We start from the raw sequence: 14,826 nt of genomic DNA on the forward strand, positions 1-14,826 counted from the left end.
GCTCGTCGGCGGCGAATAGACTGGGGTCATGCCTCAGGATTCGGCCTCCGTGCCCGGCGTCGACCGCCCGAACATCGCCCCTCTCGACATCGTTCGCTCGATCGTCCTGGTCGTCTCCGTCGGCACCCTCGCGCTGTGGGGTTTCGCCACGTGGCCGCTGCCGTGGAACGTCATCCTCGGCATCGGCGCCCCGCTCGTCGTCCTGCTGGTGTGGGCGCTGTTCCTGTCTCCGCGCCCCCTGCTGCGCCTGCACCCGTTCCTCCGCGCCGCCGTGGAACTGCTCATCTACGTCGGCGTGACCATCGCCTGGTGGCTGATGGACCAGCCGGTGGTCGGCATCGCGTTCGCGGTCGTCGCCATCGGTGCGGGGCTCGTGAGCGGCCGGCGCCGCATCGCATGAACGTCGTCGATCAGCTCACCGCCGAGCTCGGCATCCTCGTCGACACGGATCCCGACGTCCTCGATCAGGCCCGCGCCGACCATTCGGGCCATGCCGCACCCGGCACACCGCTCGCGGTCGTCCACGCCGAGACCGTCGCGCACGTGCAGGCCGTCCTGCGCATCGCGACCGCGACGCGCACCCCTGTCGTCGTGCGCGGCGCAGGCACCGGACTCGCCGGTGCCGCCAACGGAGGCGACGGCGAGATCGTGCTCTCCACCCGCCGGATGACCGCGATCCGCGAGATCCGGGCGGACGACCTGCTCGCGGTGGTCGAACCGGGCATCCTCAACGCCGACCTCAACGACGTCCTCGCCGAGCACGGACTGTGGTGGGCGCCCGATCCTGCGAGCCGTGCGATCTCGACCGTCGGCGGCAACATCGCGACCGGTGCGGGCGGCCTGCTCTGCGCCAAGTACGGTGTCGTGCGCGACGCCGTGCTCGCGCTCGACCTCGTGCTCGCCGACGGCCGTCTGCTGCACCTCGGGCACCGGAGCGTGAAGGGGGTCACCGGTCTCGACCTGACCTCTCTCGTGATCGGCTCCGAGGGCACGCTCGGTGTCGTCGTCGGAGCGACGCTCAAGCTCCGTCGCCTGGTCGAAGGCACCACGTGCACGGTCACGGCGACCTTCCCCGACGTGCGCTCCGCCGCCGCGGCCTCGGCCGCCGTCACCGCCTCCGGCATCCAGCCGGCGATCATGGAGCTGATGGATGCCGGGAGCCTCGCCGCGGTCGCCGCGCTGCTCGATCTGCCCCTGCCGGCCCCGGGCAGCGCCCAGCTGACGATTCAGACCGACGGACCCGCATCCGTGGTCGAGGCGACGACGATCGCCGCGATCCTCGAGTCGCACGACGGCGTGACCCTGGTCTCGCACGACCGCGAAGAGGGCGAGAAGCTGCTGGCGATACGCCGCGCCATGCATCCCGCGATGTCCGCCCTCGGCACGACCCTCATCGAGGACGTCTCCGTGCCCCGCAGCGCGATGCCGGCGATGTTCGACGAGATCGCGCGCATCGAGCAGAAGTACGGCATGTCGATCCCGACCGTGGCCCACGCGGGAGACGGCAACCTGCACCCGAACTTCATCTTCGACGGCGCCGAGCCCCCGGCGGAGGTGTGGGCTGCGGCCGACGAGCTGTTCCGTGCGGCCATCGCACTCGGCGGCACCCTCACCGGCGAGCACGGCATCGGAACGCTGAAGAGTCGGTGGCTCGCCGACGAGCTCGGTGACGACCAGTGGGAGCTGCAGCGTCGCATCACGCAGGTGTTCGACCCCCTCGGCATCCTCAACCCCGGCAAGGTGTTCACCCCTCGTGCCTGACATCAGGGTCAGTGCCGCGGTGATCGTCGACGACGCCGGACGGGTGCTCGTCGTCCGCAAGCACGGCACCACTCGCTTCATGCAGCCGGGCGGCAAGCCGGAGCACGGCGAGACCGCCGCGCAGACCCTGATCCGCGAACTGCACGAAGAGCTCGGGATCGAGCTCGTCGAAGCCGACCTCTCCCCCCTCGGCACCTTCGTGTCCGAGGCGGCCAACGAGCCGGGTCACCGGGTGATCGCGGATGCCTTCGCCGTGACCGCGTCGATCACCGACGTCGTCGTGCAGGCCGAGCTCGCCGAGCTCCGCTGGATCACCCCGGCCGACGCCGAGTCCCTGCCGCTCGCGCCCCTGAGCACCGAGCACCTGCTGCCGCTCGCGTGGCCGGCTGCCGGGCGCTGAGCCCTCGACGGGTCAGATGCCCTGCCAGCTCGGCTTGTTCGCGAAGGTGTAACGGTAGTAGTCCGAGAGCGTGAGACGCGAAGCCGCGGCCTCGTCGACCACGACGGTGGCGTGCGGATGCAGCTGGATCGCCGACCCGGGGAGGATGGCCGAGAGCGGCCCCTCGACGGCATCCGCCACCGCCTGCGCCTTGCCCTCGCCGAAGGCGAGGAGCACCAGGTGCCGGGCGCGGAGGATCGTGCCGAGCCCCTGCGTGATGCAGTGCATGGGCACGTCGTCGATCGAGTCGAAGAAGCGGGCGTTGTCCTCGCGCGTCTGCGCGGTCAGCGTCTTCACGCGGGTCCGTGACGCGAACGACGAACCGGGTTCGTTGAAACCGATGTGTCCGTCGGTGCCGATCCCGAGGATCTGCAGGTCGACACCGCCCGCGGCATCGATGGCCGCCTCGTAGTCCGCCCCCGCGTGCCGGATGGTCGCCTGCGCGCCGTCGGGCACGTGGATGCGACGCGGATCGAGCCCGAGGGGCTCCACGACGTCGCGGGTGATCACCGACCGGTAGCTCTCGGGATGCGCGGGGTCGAGCCCGACGTACTCGTCGAGGGCGAAGCCACGCACCCGGGAGACGTCACGGCCGGCGAGCCTGGAGCGCAGCGCCTGGTAGACCGGCAGCGGGGTCGACCCCGTCGCGAGTCCGAGCACGGCATCGGGACGCGCGTCGATGAGGTCGACGATCTCGGCGGCGACCAGCGCGCCGGCAGCCTCGGGGTTCTCGACGATGACGACTTCAGCCATGGGTCACGATCTCCTTGAGGGGGGTGGACGCGCCGACGAGCGCCGCGCCGAAGGCCGCCGCGGGAGACCCCGCGGGGAGCAGTTCGATCCTGTCGTCCAGGTGCAGGGAGCGCATGAACGACGACGCCTCCGCTCCGGCCTGCAGCGCGGTGCGGACACCCGACAGGAGTCGGTCGCCGAGTGCGGTGAGCCCGCCCCCGATGATCACCCGCTCCACATCGGCCGAGAGCACCAGCGCCCGCACGGCTGCGGCAGCGCCGTTGAACAGATCCGCGCGCAGCGCACGCGCTCTGACGTCGCCGCGTTCCGCCGCGTCAATGATGTCGAGCACGGGCAGCGCACCGGGCATCGCCCAGGCGCGCGCCAGGGCACCGCCGCCGCACAGCGTCTCGATGCATCCGCGCTGGCCGCAACTGCAGAGCCGTCCGTTCGGATCGACGGACAGGTGACCGACCTCGCCGGCGGTCCCCCGCGAGCCGCGCCAGATCACGCCGTCGACGACGATGCCTGCCGCGACACCGGTGCCGAGGTTCAGGAAGGCCATGGACCCGTCGATCTGCCGGAGCGCGGCAGCGCCCAACGCCGCGGCCTTCACGTCGTTCTCGACGCGCACCGGCACCCGCATGCGGTCGGCGACGCGGTCGGCGAGGTCGAGCGACTCCACACCGAGGTTCACGGCGTGCAGTACTCGCCCGGTGGCGACGTCGACGAGACCGGGGATGCCGATGCCCACCGACGAGACCGCAGCGGTGTCGATGCCCACCTCGGCGGCGAGCGCGGTCACCGCGGCCGCGATGTTCTCGACCACGGCCTCCGCGCCCCATCCGGTCGGCCGTCGGAGGCGTGCGCGGACGTCGCCGGCGGGTGCCACGGCGACCGCGTCGATCTTCGTCCCGCCGACATCCAGGCCCACTCGAAGACGCCGACCCTCGAGGTCGACGGCGATCGCCTCCGTCATCGGATGGCGCTCCGGCGCGCAGTCGTGTCTCCTGCACCGCTCACGAGACGCCCAGCTGACTGGAGAGCACCATGACGGCCGCGCCGCGGAGCACGATGTCGTCCTGCGCCGTGCGGCGGATGAGCGCGTCCTCGAAGACGCCCTCGAGCGTGCGAGCGTGCAGGGTCTCGACCGCGGCATCGATCAGCACGCCGTCGAGGAGGTCTTCAGGGCCCGAGAGCACGACCTCCGAGAGGTCCAGCACGGCGACGATCGGAGCGATCGCGATGCCCATGCGGGTTCCCGCGTCGCGCAGGATCTCGTCCCGTGACTGCGGCTCGGCAGCGATCGCCGGACGCAGCCTGGTCTCGCTGAGCCAGGCCTCGAGGCATCCGTCCTTGCCGCACGCGCACCGGGGGCCCCCATCGGTGCCGACCACGACGTGGCCGATCTCGCCCGCCGCGAAGCGGCTGCCCAGGAGCGGCTGGCTGCCGGTGATCACGCCGGCGCCGACGCCTCGACCGATCTTGATCAGCATGAAGTCGGCCTTCGCCTCACCGAACGTGTACTCGGCGAGCACGGCCGCATTGGCATCGTTGCGCACGAGCACGGGCAGGCCGAGATCGATGCCGAGCTTGCCCTCGAGCGGAAGATCGGTCCAGCCCAGGTTGGGCGAGCTGAGCACCACACCGTCCGGTCGCACGACGCCGGGGGTGCCGATGCCGACACCGAGGATGGGGTGGGTGGCGGTCTCGGCGAGTGCCCTGGCGAGCTGGAGCGTCGCGGCGTAGGCGGCCTCGCCGTCGGCGCTCTCCGGCCGCGGCACCTCGCGGCGTTCCAGGATGTCGCCGTCGAGACTCAGCAGTGCGCCGACGAACGCCTGGGGACCTGACAGATCGATTCCGATGATCTGATGCCCGACCCGGTCGATGTCGATGAGGATCGGCGGCTTGCCGGGACCGACGGTCTCTCGGACGCCCATCTCGATCACGATGCCGTCGGCGATGAACTCGGCGACCAGGTCGGAGATGGTGACCCTGGTCAGCCCGGTCTCGCGCGAGAGGTCGGCGCGGCTCATCGCACCGGAGTGGTACAGGGTCTGCAGCACCAACGCGCGGTTGTGCCCTCGCGCGTGCTCCGGGAGCACTTTCGCCCGCGAGCGCAGATGGCGCCCCGGGCCGAAGGCGTGGAGGCTTGCACCGACGTAGTCTGGTGACGTCGATGGCGGCGTGGCATCCGATACGGACATGTTTGTTAGTAGACCTTACGAACAAAAATTGTGCAAGTCCTGCCCCGAATAGCACAGGCAGGGTTACGGAAACGTTACATTATGCCGAGAGCGATGTCCCGGACCCCGCGGACGACTCCGACAACCGGGCCACGAGCGCCTCGACGATCTCCTCCCGCGCCTGTCGTGTGAGCGGCTTGCCCGGCACGCCCGGACGCCGCTGTGACGGCGCCGGACCGTCGAGAGGACGATACCCCACCCCCGCATGCGCGAGCCGCCTCAGGTGCACCGGCAGGCGGCGCGCGAAGTCCTCGAAGGGCGGGGGCTCACCCCCGTCCCACAGTCGCTCGGCGATCGCGCTGAGACGCGGGAACATCGCGAAGTCGAGCCGGTCGCTCGTCGGCAGATGCTCGGTCCAGACGTTGGCCTGCCCGCCGATCGCCCCCTCGTCGATGCGGAGCGCGTACGTCTGCTCGATCGGCAGCGGCGGTCCGACCCGGATCGGCTCCTCGGGCGACTCCGACTGCGGGTAGTCGAGGTACATCTGCAGATCCGGACACGCGATGACCGGCAGTCCGCGGCGCACAGCCTCGCGCAGGGCGACGGGACCGCGCCAGGCCAGGATCGCCACCTCCTCGGGCACATCACCCTCGAGCACCTCGTCCCAGGCCAGCGCGGTGCGCCCGCGACGTCGCACGTGCTCGACGACGTGCGAGGTGAACCACGGCTGCACCTCCCGCACCGTCGCGAGCCCGAGCTCGCGCATCCGCTCCGCCGCGGCCGCACTCGCCGCCCACTCGGTCACCGGGACCTCGTCGCCACCGATTCCGATCCAGGGCGAGTCGAAGAGATCGCAGAGCGCATCGATCGCCGCTCGCCCGAAGGCGAGTGCCTCGTCGGTCGGCGCGAGGGTGCGCGGATTCACCCCGAACCGCTGCCAGGGCCCGGTCGCGACCTCGGCGGCGTCGGTGTTGCCGAGCTGCGGGTACGCGGCGAGCGCCGCCTGAACATGACCCGGCAGCTCGACCTCGGGCACGATCGTCACGAAGCGCTCGGCGGCGTAGGCGACGAGGCCGCGCAGCTCGGCATCCGTGTAGTGCCCCTCGTGCACTCCTGCCTCGACCGTGGCCAGCGGACCGTGGCCCCGCTGCGTCCCGTCACGGCGCGCCCCCACCCGAGTCAGCCGGGGGTAGCCCGGCACCTCGAAGCGCCAGCCCTGGTCGTCGGTGAGATGCAGGTGCAGGACCGAGAGGTGGTGGTCGGCGAGCAGGTCGATCAGGCGCCGCACGTCCTCGGGAGGACGGAAGTGCCTGGCGACGTCGAGCATCACGCCTCTCCAGGCATGGGCGGGGGCGCCCTGCCAGATGCCGGCGGGGATGCGTGCGCGCTCCACACCCGGCTCGCGCAGCTGGAGCAGGGCGGTCACACCGCGGAACACGCCTTGCGGGCTCGCGCCTCGCACGTCGATCGTCGTCGCCGACACCGCGATCCGGAAGGCCTCCACACCGATACGCCCGTGCGCGAAGGGCTCGGCGGCGAGCGATTCGTCGATGCTCAGGACGATCGCGGGGTCCGCTCCCGACGCGGACGCGGGGTCGGCACCGGAGCGATCGCTCCGACTCTCCGGCGACCCGAGCCGCGACGCGCTCGCGGCGAGGTCCTGCGGCGCGAGCACGAAGGTGCGAGCCGTCCACTCGAACGGCGGGGCGGCGGGATCCACCGACACGAGCACCTCCGGCACCGTGGCGCGATGCGGCGGCGGCGTGCGGCGCAGCGCACGGCCGGGGGTCGCGCCCGTCACGGCACCCCGGAGCACGACGGGAACGCCCGCGACCAGCACCTCGACGATCCCGACCGGCGGCTCGAGAGGCGCGTCGAACGTCGCGCCGGCGCCGATGGCGGCGGGGTCGAACAGCACCAGGTCCGCGGTGGCCCCCTCGCGCACCGCTCCGCGGGGAGCGTCGCCGCGGTCGAGGCCCAGCCGTGCGGCCGGGGTGCCGGCCAGATGCCGCACCGCCTCCTCGAGGGTGAGCACGCCGAGCTCGCGGACGTAGTGCCCGAGGTAGCGCGCGAACGTCCCCCGGCCGCGCGGGTGCGGCCTCGCTCCGACGAGGATCCCGTCGGAGCCGCCGCAGTGGCGCGGATGGCGCATGATCGTCCGGACGTTCTCCTCGTCTCCCACGTGCATCAGGATTCCCGTGGCGCCGCGGTCGGCGAGGATCGTGTCGAGCACGACGTCGATGGCGGGCCTTCCCGACGAGGCCGCGATCTCGGCGATGGAGCGGCCGACGAGGCCGGTCAGGTGCGGATCCGAGACGCCGGATATCTGGATCGCGTCCCAGTCGGCCCGTTCGCCGTGGAAGCCGTCGGAGCCGACGTCCTCGAGCTCGATGCGCACGGCCTCGCGGCCTGCGCCGTCGAGCGCGGCGATGGCGCCGAGCAGGTCGCCGCTCTCGGCGAGTCGGCTGGGAAGGAGCGCCGCCAGGGTCGTGGCACCCGGGAGGTAGGGGTACGTGTCGAGGGTGACATCGACGCCGTCGCCGGATGCCGCGTCGACCAGCGCGAGCAGTTCCGCCGCACGTCCCCTGTTCGGTGCGAAGTTCATCGTCGCGTGCGTCAAGTGGATCGGGCATCCGGTGCGGCGGCCGATGTCGAGCACCTCCCGGTAGGCGTCGAGGGCCGCTCCCCCGTAGCTGCGGGTATGGGGCGCCCAGTATCCGCCGCGCTCGGCGACCACCCGACAGAGTGCCTCGAGTTCCGCGGTGTCGGCGTACATGCCCGGAGTGTAGGTCAGGCCGCTCGACATCCCGAAGGCGCCGGCGTCCATCGCCGCCCCCAGGATCGTGGACATCTCGTCGATCTCGGCATCCGTGGCCGGCCGGTTCTCGTGACCGACGACCATCATCCGCAGGTTGCCCTGCGGCACGAGCACGGCCGCGTTCGCGACGGCTGCCCGGTCGATCGCCGTGAGGAGGTCCTCCATCGAGCGCCACGGCGCCTCGTCCGGCATCCCGTTCCATCCGGCGATCTGCGCGGGGATGACCGCCGCCGTCGCGTCATCGAGCGGCGCGTAGCCCAACCCGTCCTGGCCGAGCACCTCGGTGGTGACTCCCTGCAGGATCTTCGCGTCGTGGGTCGCCCCCTGCAGCACCGCGAGCTCGCTGTGCGCGTGCATGTCGATGAATCCGGGAGCGAGCACGAGCCCCGCGGCCTCGACCTCGACGGCGTCATCCGGCAGCTGCAGCCGCCGGGGGTCGCCTGCTCCGATGACGGCGACGATGCGGGATCCCTCGACGGCCACGTCGGCGACGAACCGGTCGTCCCCGGTGCCGTCGACGACCGTCGCCGCCCGGTACACCCTGACCGGCTTCTCGCTGCTCAGAAGCACGTCGCCACCGCCCCGACGACGCGCGGGTCGTCGGCATCGGGGTCGTCGATGACCGCCACGACGCGCCACTTGTCGAAGGCGGTGCACGGGTGCGACAGTCCGAGACGCACGACGTCTCCGGGGGCCGCCGACGCGGTCTCCGCGAGGCGGAGGAAGGCGTGCTGATCGTTGAGGGCCGTGATCTCGCCGCCGATGGACTGCGGGATCGGCAGACCGAGATCGAACGGCACATCGCGACGCCCCGCATCGAGGAGCGCGAGGCCCGGCTCCGGCTGCGAGACGACGCGCGACCAGGCGTGCATCGCCGACCGCAGCGGAGCGGTCGAGGTGAGCGGCCCACCGAACGGTGACATCCGCGAGTAGAAGCCGTCGTCGTGGATCTGGAACGCCCCGGACCTCAGCACGATGTCGGCATCGGCCCGATGCGGAGCGAGGATCGCGGCGGCACGATCGGGGAAGGCGCTGCCACCGGCGCTCAGCACCGGACGGACGCCCTCCGGGTACGCGAGACGCCGGTGCAGGGTCACGAGGGTCTCGAGGTACACGTCGACCGCCTCGACCGACGCCACGCTGCGATCGGGTCCGAACGGCCCCTCGTATCCGGTCACCCCGGCGAGGCGCAGGCCCGGAGCATCGAGGATCGCCTCGGCTATGCGTTCGCCGTCGGCGAGGCTGCGCGCGCCTGTGCGCCCACCCGCACCGCCGAGTTCGACGAGCACGTCGAGAGGCCGGGCGGCGTCGGAGAGAGCCTCGGCCAGGATGCCCACGGTCGTCGGCGAGTCGGCCCAGCAGAGGATGCGCAGGCCGGGGTCCTCGGCGAGCAGCTCGCCGAGGTGGCGGGCCGCCGCACCATCGGTCACGGCGTTCGCGATGAGCACAGTGCGCACTCCGGCCGCGATCGCGACCTCGGCCTGCCACGCCGTCGCGACCGAGATCCCCCACGCGCCCACATCGAGCAGACGCTGCCAGAGAGCCGGCGCCATCGTTGTCTTCCCGTGCGGCGCCAGCAGCACCCCCTGCTCGGCCGCCCAGCCGAACACCGTCGTCTCGTTGTGCGCGAGCGCGGCCTCGTGCACCGTCAGGATCGGAGTGGTCAGATCGGAGAGGTGCAGATCCGCAGCCGCGATCTCGGAGAGACGGAGGCCCGCGGTTCGCGCGGAGAAGCCCTTCGCCCACGTGCCGAGAAGAGGATCCGGAATTTGTAGAGGCATCTAACAAGGCTACTAGGGTGGAGGTATGACCGCGAAGATCCGCATCTCGACCGACGCCGCCCCCGCTCCCGCCCACACGTTCTCGCAGGGCGTGCGGAAGGGGCCGATCGTGCAGGTCTCGGGACAGGGTCCCGTCGATCCGCAGACCGGCGACTACCTGTTCCCCGGCGACGTGGCCGCACAGACCACTCGCACCCTCGAGAACGTCAAGGCGATCGTCGAGGCATCGGGAGCGACCTTCGACGATGTCGTGATGCTGCGCGTGTATCTCACCGCGCGCGAGGACTTCCCGATCATGAACGAGGCGTACGGCGCGTTCGTCAGCGCCCACACCACCGGCGACGTCCTCCCCGCGCGCACGACGGTGTTCACCGGACTCCCCCGCGAGGAGATGCTCGTCGAGATCGACGGACTCGCGGTCGTCTCCGACTGAGAGAGTCCCGGCCGGCCCCACGGACCGTTGCCTCCCCGTTACCTGCGATCGCGTAGCATATCAGTGAGGACACACGAGAAAACCGGGGGGTGATGTTCGTGACCGATCTGATCTCAGCTCAGGATGCGAAGACCGAGAAGCTGAACGAGACGACGGATGCCGTCGTCGCACAGGATTCCGACGCGCCCACCGCCGCCCTTCCGCCGCAGAGCGGTGATCCCGAGGTCGCCTGGGCCCCCATCGAGCCCGCGCCCAAGAAGAAGCGTCTCGGTCTGTGGATCGGGCTGGGCGCAGGAGCGGTCGTCCTCGCCGCGGGCGCCGCATCGATGATCCTCATCGCTCCGGGAACCACCGTCGCCGGCATCCCCGTCGGCTGGCTCACGCCCGGCGCCGCCGCCGACGCGATCGACGCGCACGTCGCCGAGACCGAGGTCACGCTCACCGGAGCAGGCGACGATGTCGTGCTCACCGGGGCCGACCTCGGCGCCTCGATCGATGCCGGAGCACTCGCCGACAAGGCGTTCGCGGAGCATCCGCTCTGGAATCTCGGCGCATGGATGGGCGACCCCATCGCGGGCGAGATCACCCTCGACCCCTCGGCCGCGGACTCCGCGTTGCGCTCGGCCGTCCCCGCCAGCTACGAGGATCCGACCGATGCCGGCGTGGTCTTCGACGCGGCCACCGCCGCCTACACGGTCACCCCGTCGGTCTCCGGAACGGCCGTCGACATCGACGGTCTCACCGCGGCCATCGTCGACACCGTCGCCGACGGCGGCAAGAGCCTCGAGTTCTCCGGCGCGCCCGTCGAGGCGGCGGCCGCCGTCACCGATGACGACGCGACGACGCTGATGACCTCGTTGAACGGGATGCTCGGCACGATCGGCTTCTACGTCGGCGAAGAGCGCACGGTCCCCGTCGACCCCGCCACCGCCGCGAGCTGGTTCTCGGTCGTCGACGACGACGGATCCCTCCGTGTGGTCGCCGACGAGGCGGTCATCCAGACCACGATCGACTCCCTCGCCGGCGCCGTCGACCGCGCGCCCGTCAACGCGACCAACATCGTGAACTCCTCGGGTGAGGTGCTCCGCACCGAGACCGCGGGCGTCAACGGCCGTGCGCTGGGTGACACCTCGAACCTCGCGTCCGAGGTCGCCGACAAGCTGGAAGCCGCCGACGGCGTCGTCCCGCTCGCGGTCACCGAGACTCCGTTCGAGTCGGTCAACCTCGTTCGCAAGATCGACGTCGACCTCGGATCCCAGACCGCGACCCTCATCGAGAACGGCGCGGTCGTGCGCTCCTGGGCGATCTCGTCCGGCAAGGCCGCCACGCCCACCGACACCGGCAACTTCACGGTCTACGCGCACGTGCGCATGCAGACGATGAAGAGCCGCGAGCCCGACGGCTCGATCACCGAGACGCCGAACGTGCCGTGGGTCACATACTTCAACGGCGACGAGGGCTTCCACGGCACCTACTGGCACAACGCCTTCGGCTCGCCCCGCAGCCACGGCTGCGTGAACATGCCGATCGATGTCGCCAAGTTCGTCTACGAGTGGTCGCCCGTCGGCCTCGAGGTGTCGGTCCACAACTGATCACCGCCGCCTCCTCGGTTCCGCCTGCGGCCCGAGAAGGAAAGGCGAAGGGGGCCGGATGCTCGCGCATCCGGCCCCCTCTTCCGTGTCGTCTGTCAGTTCAGCGCGTCGACGATCCCGTTCAGCGTCGCGGACGGGCGCATCACGGCCTGGACGAGCGCGTCGTCCGGACGGTAGTAGCCGCCGATCTCCACGGCCGTGCCCTGCACCGCGTTGAGCTCGGAGACGATCGTCTCCTCGTTCTCGGCGAGGGTGGCGGCGATCGGCGCGAATGCGGCGGCGAGCTCGGCATCCGTCGTCTGCGCCGCCAGCTCCTGCGCCCAGTACAGCCCCAGGTAGAAGTGGCTGCCGCGGTTGTCGATCGTGCCCAGCGCACGCCCGGGTGAGCGGTCCTCTTCGAGGAACGTGCCCGTCGCGGCATCGAGGGTCTGCGCGAGCACGCGAGCCTTCTCGTTGCCGGTGCGGTCGGCGAAATGCTCGAGCGAGGCGGCCAGCGCGAAGAACTCGCCCAGCGAGTCCCAGCGGAGGTAGTTCTGCTCGACGAGCTGCTGCACGTGCTTCGGAGCGGAGCCACCGGCACCGGTCTCGAACAGGCCGCCACCGGCGAGCAGCGGCACGATCGAGAGCATCTTGGCGCTGGTGCCGACCTCGAGGATCGGGAACAGGTCCGTGAGGTAGTCGCGCAGCACGTTGCCGGTCACCGAGATGGTGTCGAGACCGTGACGCATGCGGGCGAGCGTGTAACGCGTCGCCTCCTCCGGAGCCAGGATCGTGATGGTCAGCCCCTTGGTGTCGAGCGTCGCGAGTCCCTGGTGCACCTTCGCGATGATCTGCGCGTCGTGCGAGCGGTTCGCGTCGAGCCAGAACACCGCGGGGTCACCGGTCGCACGCGCCCGGGTCACGGCCAGCTTCACCCAGTCCATGACCGGGATGTGCTTGGTCTGCGTGGCACGCCAGATGTCGCCGGGCTCGACCTCGTGCTCGATCAGCACGGTGCCCTCGCTGTCGACCACCTGGACGGTGCCGGCGGTCTCGATCTCGAAGGTCTTGTCGTGGCTGCCGTACTCCTCGGCCGCCTGCGCCATCAGGCCCACGTTCGGCACGGTGCCGATCGTGGCCGGGTCGAGCGGGCCGTTCGCGATCACATCGTCGATCACGGCCTGGTAGACGCCTGCATAGGAGGAATCGGGGATGACCGCGAGCGTGTCGGCCTCGCCGCCGTCCGCGCCCCACAGCTTGCCGCCGTTGCGCACCAGGGCGGGCATCGAGGCGTCCACGATCACGTCGCTGGGGACGTGCAGGTTCGTGATGCCCTTGTCCGAGTTCGTGTACGACAGGCGGGGCCCCTCGGCGATCGCGCGGTCGAACGCCGCGGCGATCTCGTCACCGCCGGCGACGCCGCCCAGACCCGCGAGGATCGAGCCGAGTCCGTCGTTCGCGGTGAGCCCTGCGGCGGCGAGCGCGTCGCCGTGCTGTGCGAAGACATCGTGGAAGAACGCGCGCACCACGTGGCCGAAGATGATCGGGTCGCTGACCTTCATCATCGTCGCCTTGAGGTGCACCGAGTAGAGGATGTCGTCGTTCTTCGCCGTCTCGAGCGTCTCGGCGAGGAAGGCGTCGAGGTTGGCGGCGGAGAGGAACGTGGCGTCGATGATCTCGCGCGGCAGGACCTTCAGCCCCTCCTTGAGGATCGTGACGGTGCCGTCCGCGGCGGTGTGGCGGAAGCTCAGGACGTCGTCCTTCGCCGCCACCCACGAGCGCTCGTTGTGCTTGAAGTCGTCGTGACCGAGCGTCGCCACACGGGTCTTCGACCCCTGCGCGAACGCCTTGTTGCGGTGCGGGTGCTTCTTGGCGTAGTTCTTCACCGCGAGCGGGGCCCGGCGGTCGCTGTTGCCTTCGCGCAGCACCGGGTTGACGGCCGATCCCTTGATCCGGTCGTAGCGCGCCCGCACATCCTTCTCTTCGAGGGAGGTGGGCTCGTCCGGGAACGAGGGGATGTCGTATCCCTGCGACTGGAGCTCGGCGATCGCCGCCTTGAGCTGCGGGATCGAGGCCGAGATGTTCGGCAGCTTGATGATGTTCGCCTCGGGGAGGGTGGCGAGCCCCCCGAGCTCGGCCAGCGCGTCGCCGACCTGCTGCTCGGGAGCGAGCTTCTGCGGGAAGGCGGCGAGGATGCGGCCGCCGAGCGAGATGTCGCGGGTCTCGACCTCGATGTCGGCCTGTCCCGTATAGGCCTTGATGATCGGCAGGAAGGAGGCGGTGGCGAGTGCCGGTGCCTCGTCCGTGTACGTGTAGATGATGGCGTCGTCGGTCACCAGGAGGTTCTCCGTTCGCGAGGGCATATTTGTCTCGATACCAAGATACCTGAGCGGCCCATCCGGCGTGGGCGCGGAGCCGCCCGCACCGCCTCGCGCGGGGGCTCGCACCCAGGGTCGTGACCAAAACTCGGGGTTTGCGGGCACGATGTCGCCCGAGGCGTTAGCCTGTGACTATGTCCGAACTGCGCATGGTCGAACTCTCCGCCGCGACGATCGTCGCCGTGAACAACCTGTCGCTCAAGCCCGGGCAGGAGCAGTTCCTCGCTCCGGTGTCCTACGGCATCGCGGCGACCGTCATCGATCCGCAGACCTCCTGGCAGCGAGTCGTCCTCGAAGACGATCACGTCGTCGGGTTCGTCAGCGCCAACTTCGACGCCGAGGCGCCCGAGGAGCACTTCCGCTCCGTGCTGTGGCGCATCAACGTCGATGCAGAGGGCCAGGGCAAGGGCGTCGGCCGCTTCGCCGTCGAGAGCCTGCTCGACGAGGCCAGGACGCGCGGATTCGATCACGTCAACGTCATCTACGAAGCCGGCGAAGACGGCCCGGAGGCATTCTTCCTCCGCGTCGGGTTCACCCCGGTCGGTGAGACCGAGTACTCCGAGGTCATCGCCCAGATCCGCATCGCCTCGTAGGCGGGCGTCGGGGACTCGGGTCTCCTCCCCCTCGAGGGTCGGTCATCCGCCCCTCGGTCCGTCGTGCCCTCCCGCCCCTCGGCGGCACAGGCATTTGTTGCGATTGCCCACAAAAGCCTTGCGCGCCGGCGAGG

General features: G+C 70.7%; 12 protein-coding genes. 6 read left to right on the forward strand and 6 right to left on the reverse strand.

Annotated features, from left to right (window positions below):
* The first annotated feature begins 28 nt into the window (after nucleotides 1-28).
* The 3 genes from ASD43_RS00310 to ASD43_RS00320 are packed head-to-tail and all read left to right on the forward strand — an operon-like array spanning nucleotide 29 to nucleotide 2,161.
* Nucleotides 29-400 carry a YrdB family protein gene (locus ASD43_RS00310; protein WP_056412044.1) on the forward strand — a complete coding sequence of 124 codons (372 nt, stop codon included), beginning with the start codon at nucleotides 29-31 and terminating at the stop codon, nucleotides 398-400.
* On the forward strand, nucleotides 397-1,761 hold the full coding sequence (locus ASD43_RS00315) for an FAD-binding oxidoreductase (RefSeq protein ID WP_056412048.1): 1,365 nt from the start codon (nucleotides 397-399) through the stop codon (nucleotides 1,759-1,761). The genes ASD43_RS00310 and ASD43_RS00315 overlap by 4 nt, the downstream gene beginning before the upstream one ends.
* On the forward strand, nucleotides 1,754-2,161 hold the full coding sequence (locus tag ASD43_RS00320) for an NUDIX hydrolase (protein WP_056412051.1): 408 nt from the start codon (nucleotides 1,754-1,756) through the stop codon (nucleotides 2,159-2,161). The genes ASD43_RS00315 and ASD43_RS00320 overlap by 8 nt, the downstream gene beginning before the upstream one ends.
* 12 nt (nucleotides 2,162-2,173) lie before the next feature.
* Here the strand turns inward: ASD43_RS00320 and ASD43_RS00325 are convergent, their stop codons facing one another.
* The 5 genes from ASD43_RS00325 to ASD43_RS00345 form a co-directional block, all read right to left on the reverse strand.
* Entirely contained in the window at nucleotides 2,174-2,953 is a 780-nt protein-coding gene (locus ASD43_RS00325; RefSeq protein ID WP_056412056.1) for a glucosamine-6-phosphate deaminase, read from the reverse strand.
* On the reverse strand, nucleotides 2,946-3,911 hold the full coding sequence (locus ASD43_RS00330) for an ROK family protein (RefSeq protein WP_056412060.1): 966 nt from the start codon (nucleotides 3,909-3,911) through the stop codon (nucleotides 2,946-2,948). Before ASD43_RS00330 ends, ASD43_RS00325 begins: the two co-directional genes overlap by 8 nt.
* 40 nt (nucleotides 3,912-3,951) lie before the next feature.
* Nucleotides 3,952-5,139, reverse strand: a complete 1,188-nt coding sequence (locus ASD43_RS00335) for an ROK family transcriptional regulator (protein ID WP_056412062.1) — start codon at nucleotides 5,137-5,139, stop codon at nucleotides 3,952-3,954.
* A 79-nt stretch (nucleotides 5,140-5,218) separates the two neighbouring features.
* The gene (locus ASD43_RS00340) at nucleotides 5,219-8,506 is read right to left on the reverse strand and encodes a family 20 glycosylhydrolase (protein ID WP_056412067.1); all 3,288 of its coding nucleotides are present in this window, start codon (nucleotides 8,504-8,506) and stop codon (nucleotides 5,219-5,221) included.
* Complete coding sequence (locus ASD43_RS00345; protein ID WP_235563974.1) at nucleotides 8,497-9,717, reverse strand: alanine racemase; 1,221 nt, start codon at nucleotides 9,715-9,717, stop codon at nucleotides 8,497-8,499. The genes ASD43_RS00340 and ASD43_RS00345 overlap by 10 nt, the downstream gene beginning before the upstream one ends.
* A 25-nt stretch (nucleotides 9,718-9,742) precedes the next feature.
* Between ASD43_RS00345 and ASD43_RS00350 the strand changes: the two genes are divergently transcribed.
* Both ASD43_RS00350 and ASD43_RS00355 read left to right on the forward strand, forming a co-directional pair.
* Nucleotides 9,743-10,150: a RidA family protein gene (locus ASD43_RS00350; RefSeq protein WP_056412069.1), complete on the forward strand. Its 408-nt coding sequence runs from the start codon at nucleotides 9,743-9,745 to the stop codon at nucleotides 10,148-10,150.
* 92 nt (nucleotides 10,151-10,242) lie between these two features.
* Nucleotides 10,243-11,742: a L,D-transpeptidase family protein gene (locus tag ASD43_RS00355; protein ID WP_157550994.1), complete on the forward strand. Its 1,500-nt coding sequence runs from the start codon at nucleotides 10,243-10,245 to the stop codon at nucleotides 11,740-11,742.
* 95 nt (nucleotides 11,743-11,837) lie between these two features.
* Here the strand turns inward: ASD43_RS00355 and ASD43_RS00360 are convergent, their stop codons facing one another.
* Nucleotides 11,838-14,057, reverse strand: coding sequence for an NADP-dependent isocitrate dehydrogenase (locus ASD43_RS00360; protein ID WP_056418776.1), 2,220 nt, complete (start codon nucleotides 14,055-14,057; stop codon nucleotides 11,838-11,840).
* 176 nt (nucleotides 14,058-14,233) lie between these two features.
* Here ASD43_RS00360 and ASD43_RS00365 point away from each other — a divergent pair, with 176 nt between their 5' ends.
* Nucleotides 14,234-14,692 (forward strand): GNAT family N-acetyltransferase, encoded by a 459-nt coding sequence (locus tag ASD43_RS00365; RefSeq protein ID WP_056412076.1) that lies wholly within the window; start codon nucleotides 14,234-14,236, stop codon nucleotides 14,690-14,692.
* Nucleotides 14,693-14,826: the final 134 nt, after the last annotated feature.

Source organism: Microbacterium sp. Root553 (assembly GCF_001426995.1).
GTDB lineage: Bacteria > Actinomycetota > Actinomycetes > Actinomycetales > Microbacteriaceae > Microbacterium.

Excerpts from the sequence above, each read along its gene's own strand:
- ASD43_RS00330 (WP_056412060.1), bottom strand. The coding sequence starts at position 3,911 with ATGACGGAGGCGATCGCCGTCGACCTCGAGGGTCGGCGTCTTCGAGTG.
- ASD43_RS00310 (WP_056412044.1), top strand. The coding sequence starts at position 29 with ATGCCTCAGGATTCGGCCTCCGTGCCCGGCGTCGACCGCCCGAACATC.
- ASD43_RS00315 (WP_056412048.1), top strand. The coding sequence starts at position 397 with ATGAACGTCGTCGATCAGCTCACCGCCGAGCTCGGCATCCTCGTCGAC.
- ASD43_RS00325 (WP_056412056.1), bottom strand. The coding sequence starts at position 2,953 with ATGGCTGAAGTCGTCATCGTCGAGAACCCCGAGGCTGCCGGCGCGCTG.
- ASD43_RS00365 (WP_056412076.1), top strand. The coding sequence starts at position 14,234 with ATGTCCGAACTGCGCATGGTCGAACTCTCCGCCGCGACGATCGTCGCC.
- ASD43_RS00345 (WP_235563974.1), bottom strand. The coding sequence starts at position 9,717 with ATGCCTCTACAAATTCCGGATCCTCTTCTCGGCACGTGGGCGAAGGGC.
- ASD43_RS00335 (WP_056412062.1), bottom strand. The coding sequence starts at position 5,139 with ATGTCCGTATCGGATGCCACGCCGCCATCGACGTCACCAGACTACGTC.
- ASD43_RS00350 (WP_056412069.1), top strand. The coding sequence starts at position 9,743 with ATGACCGCGAAGATCCGCATCTCGACCGACGCCGCCCCCGCTCCCGCC.
- ASD43_RS00355 (WP_157550994.1), top strand. The coding sequence starts at position 10,243 with ATGTTCGTGACCGATCTGATCTCAGCTCAGGATGCGAAGACCGAGAAG.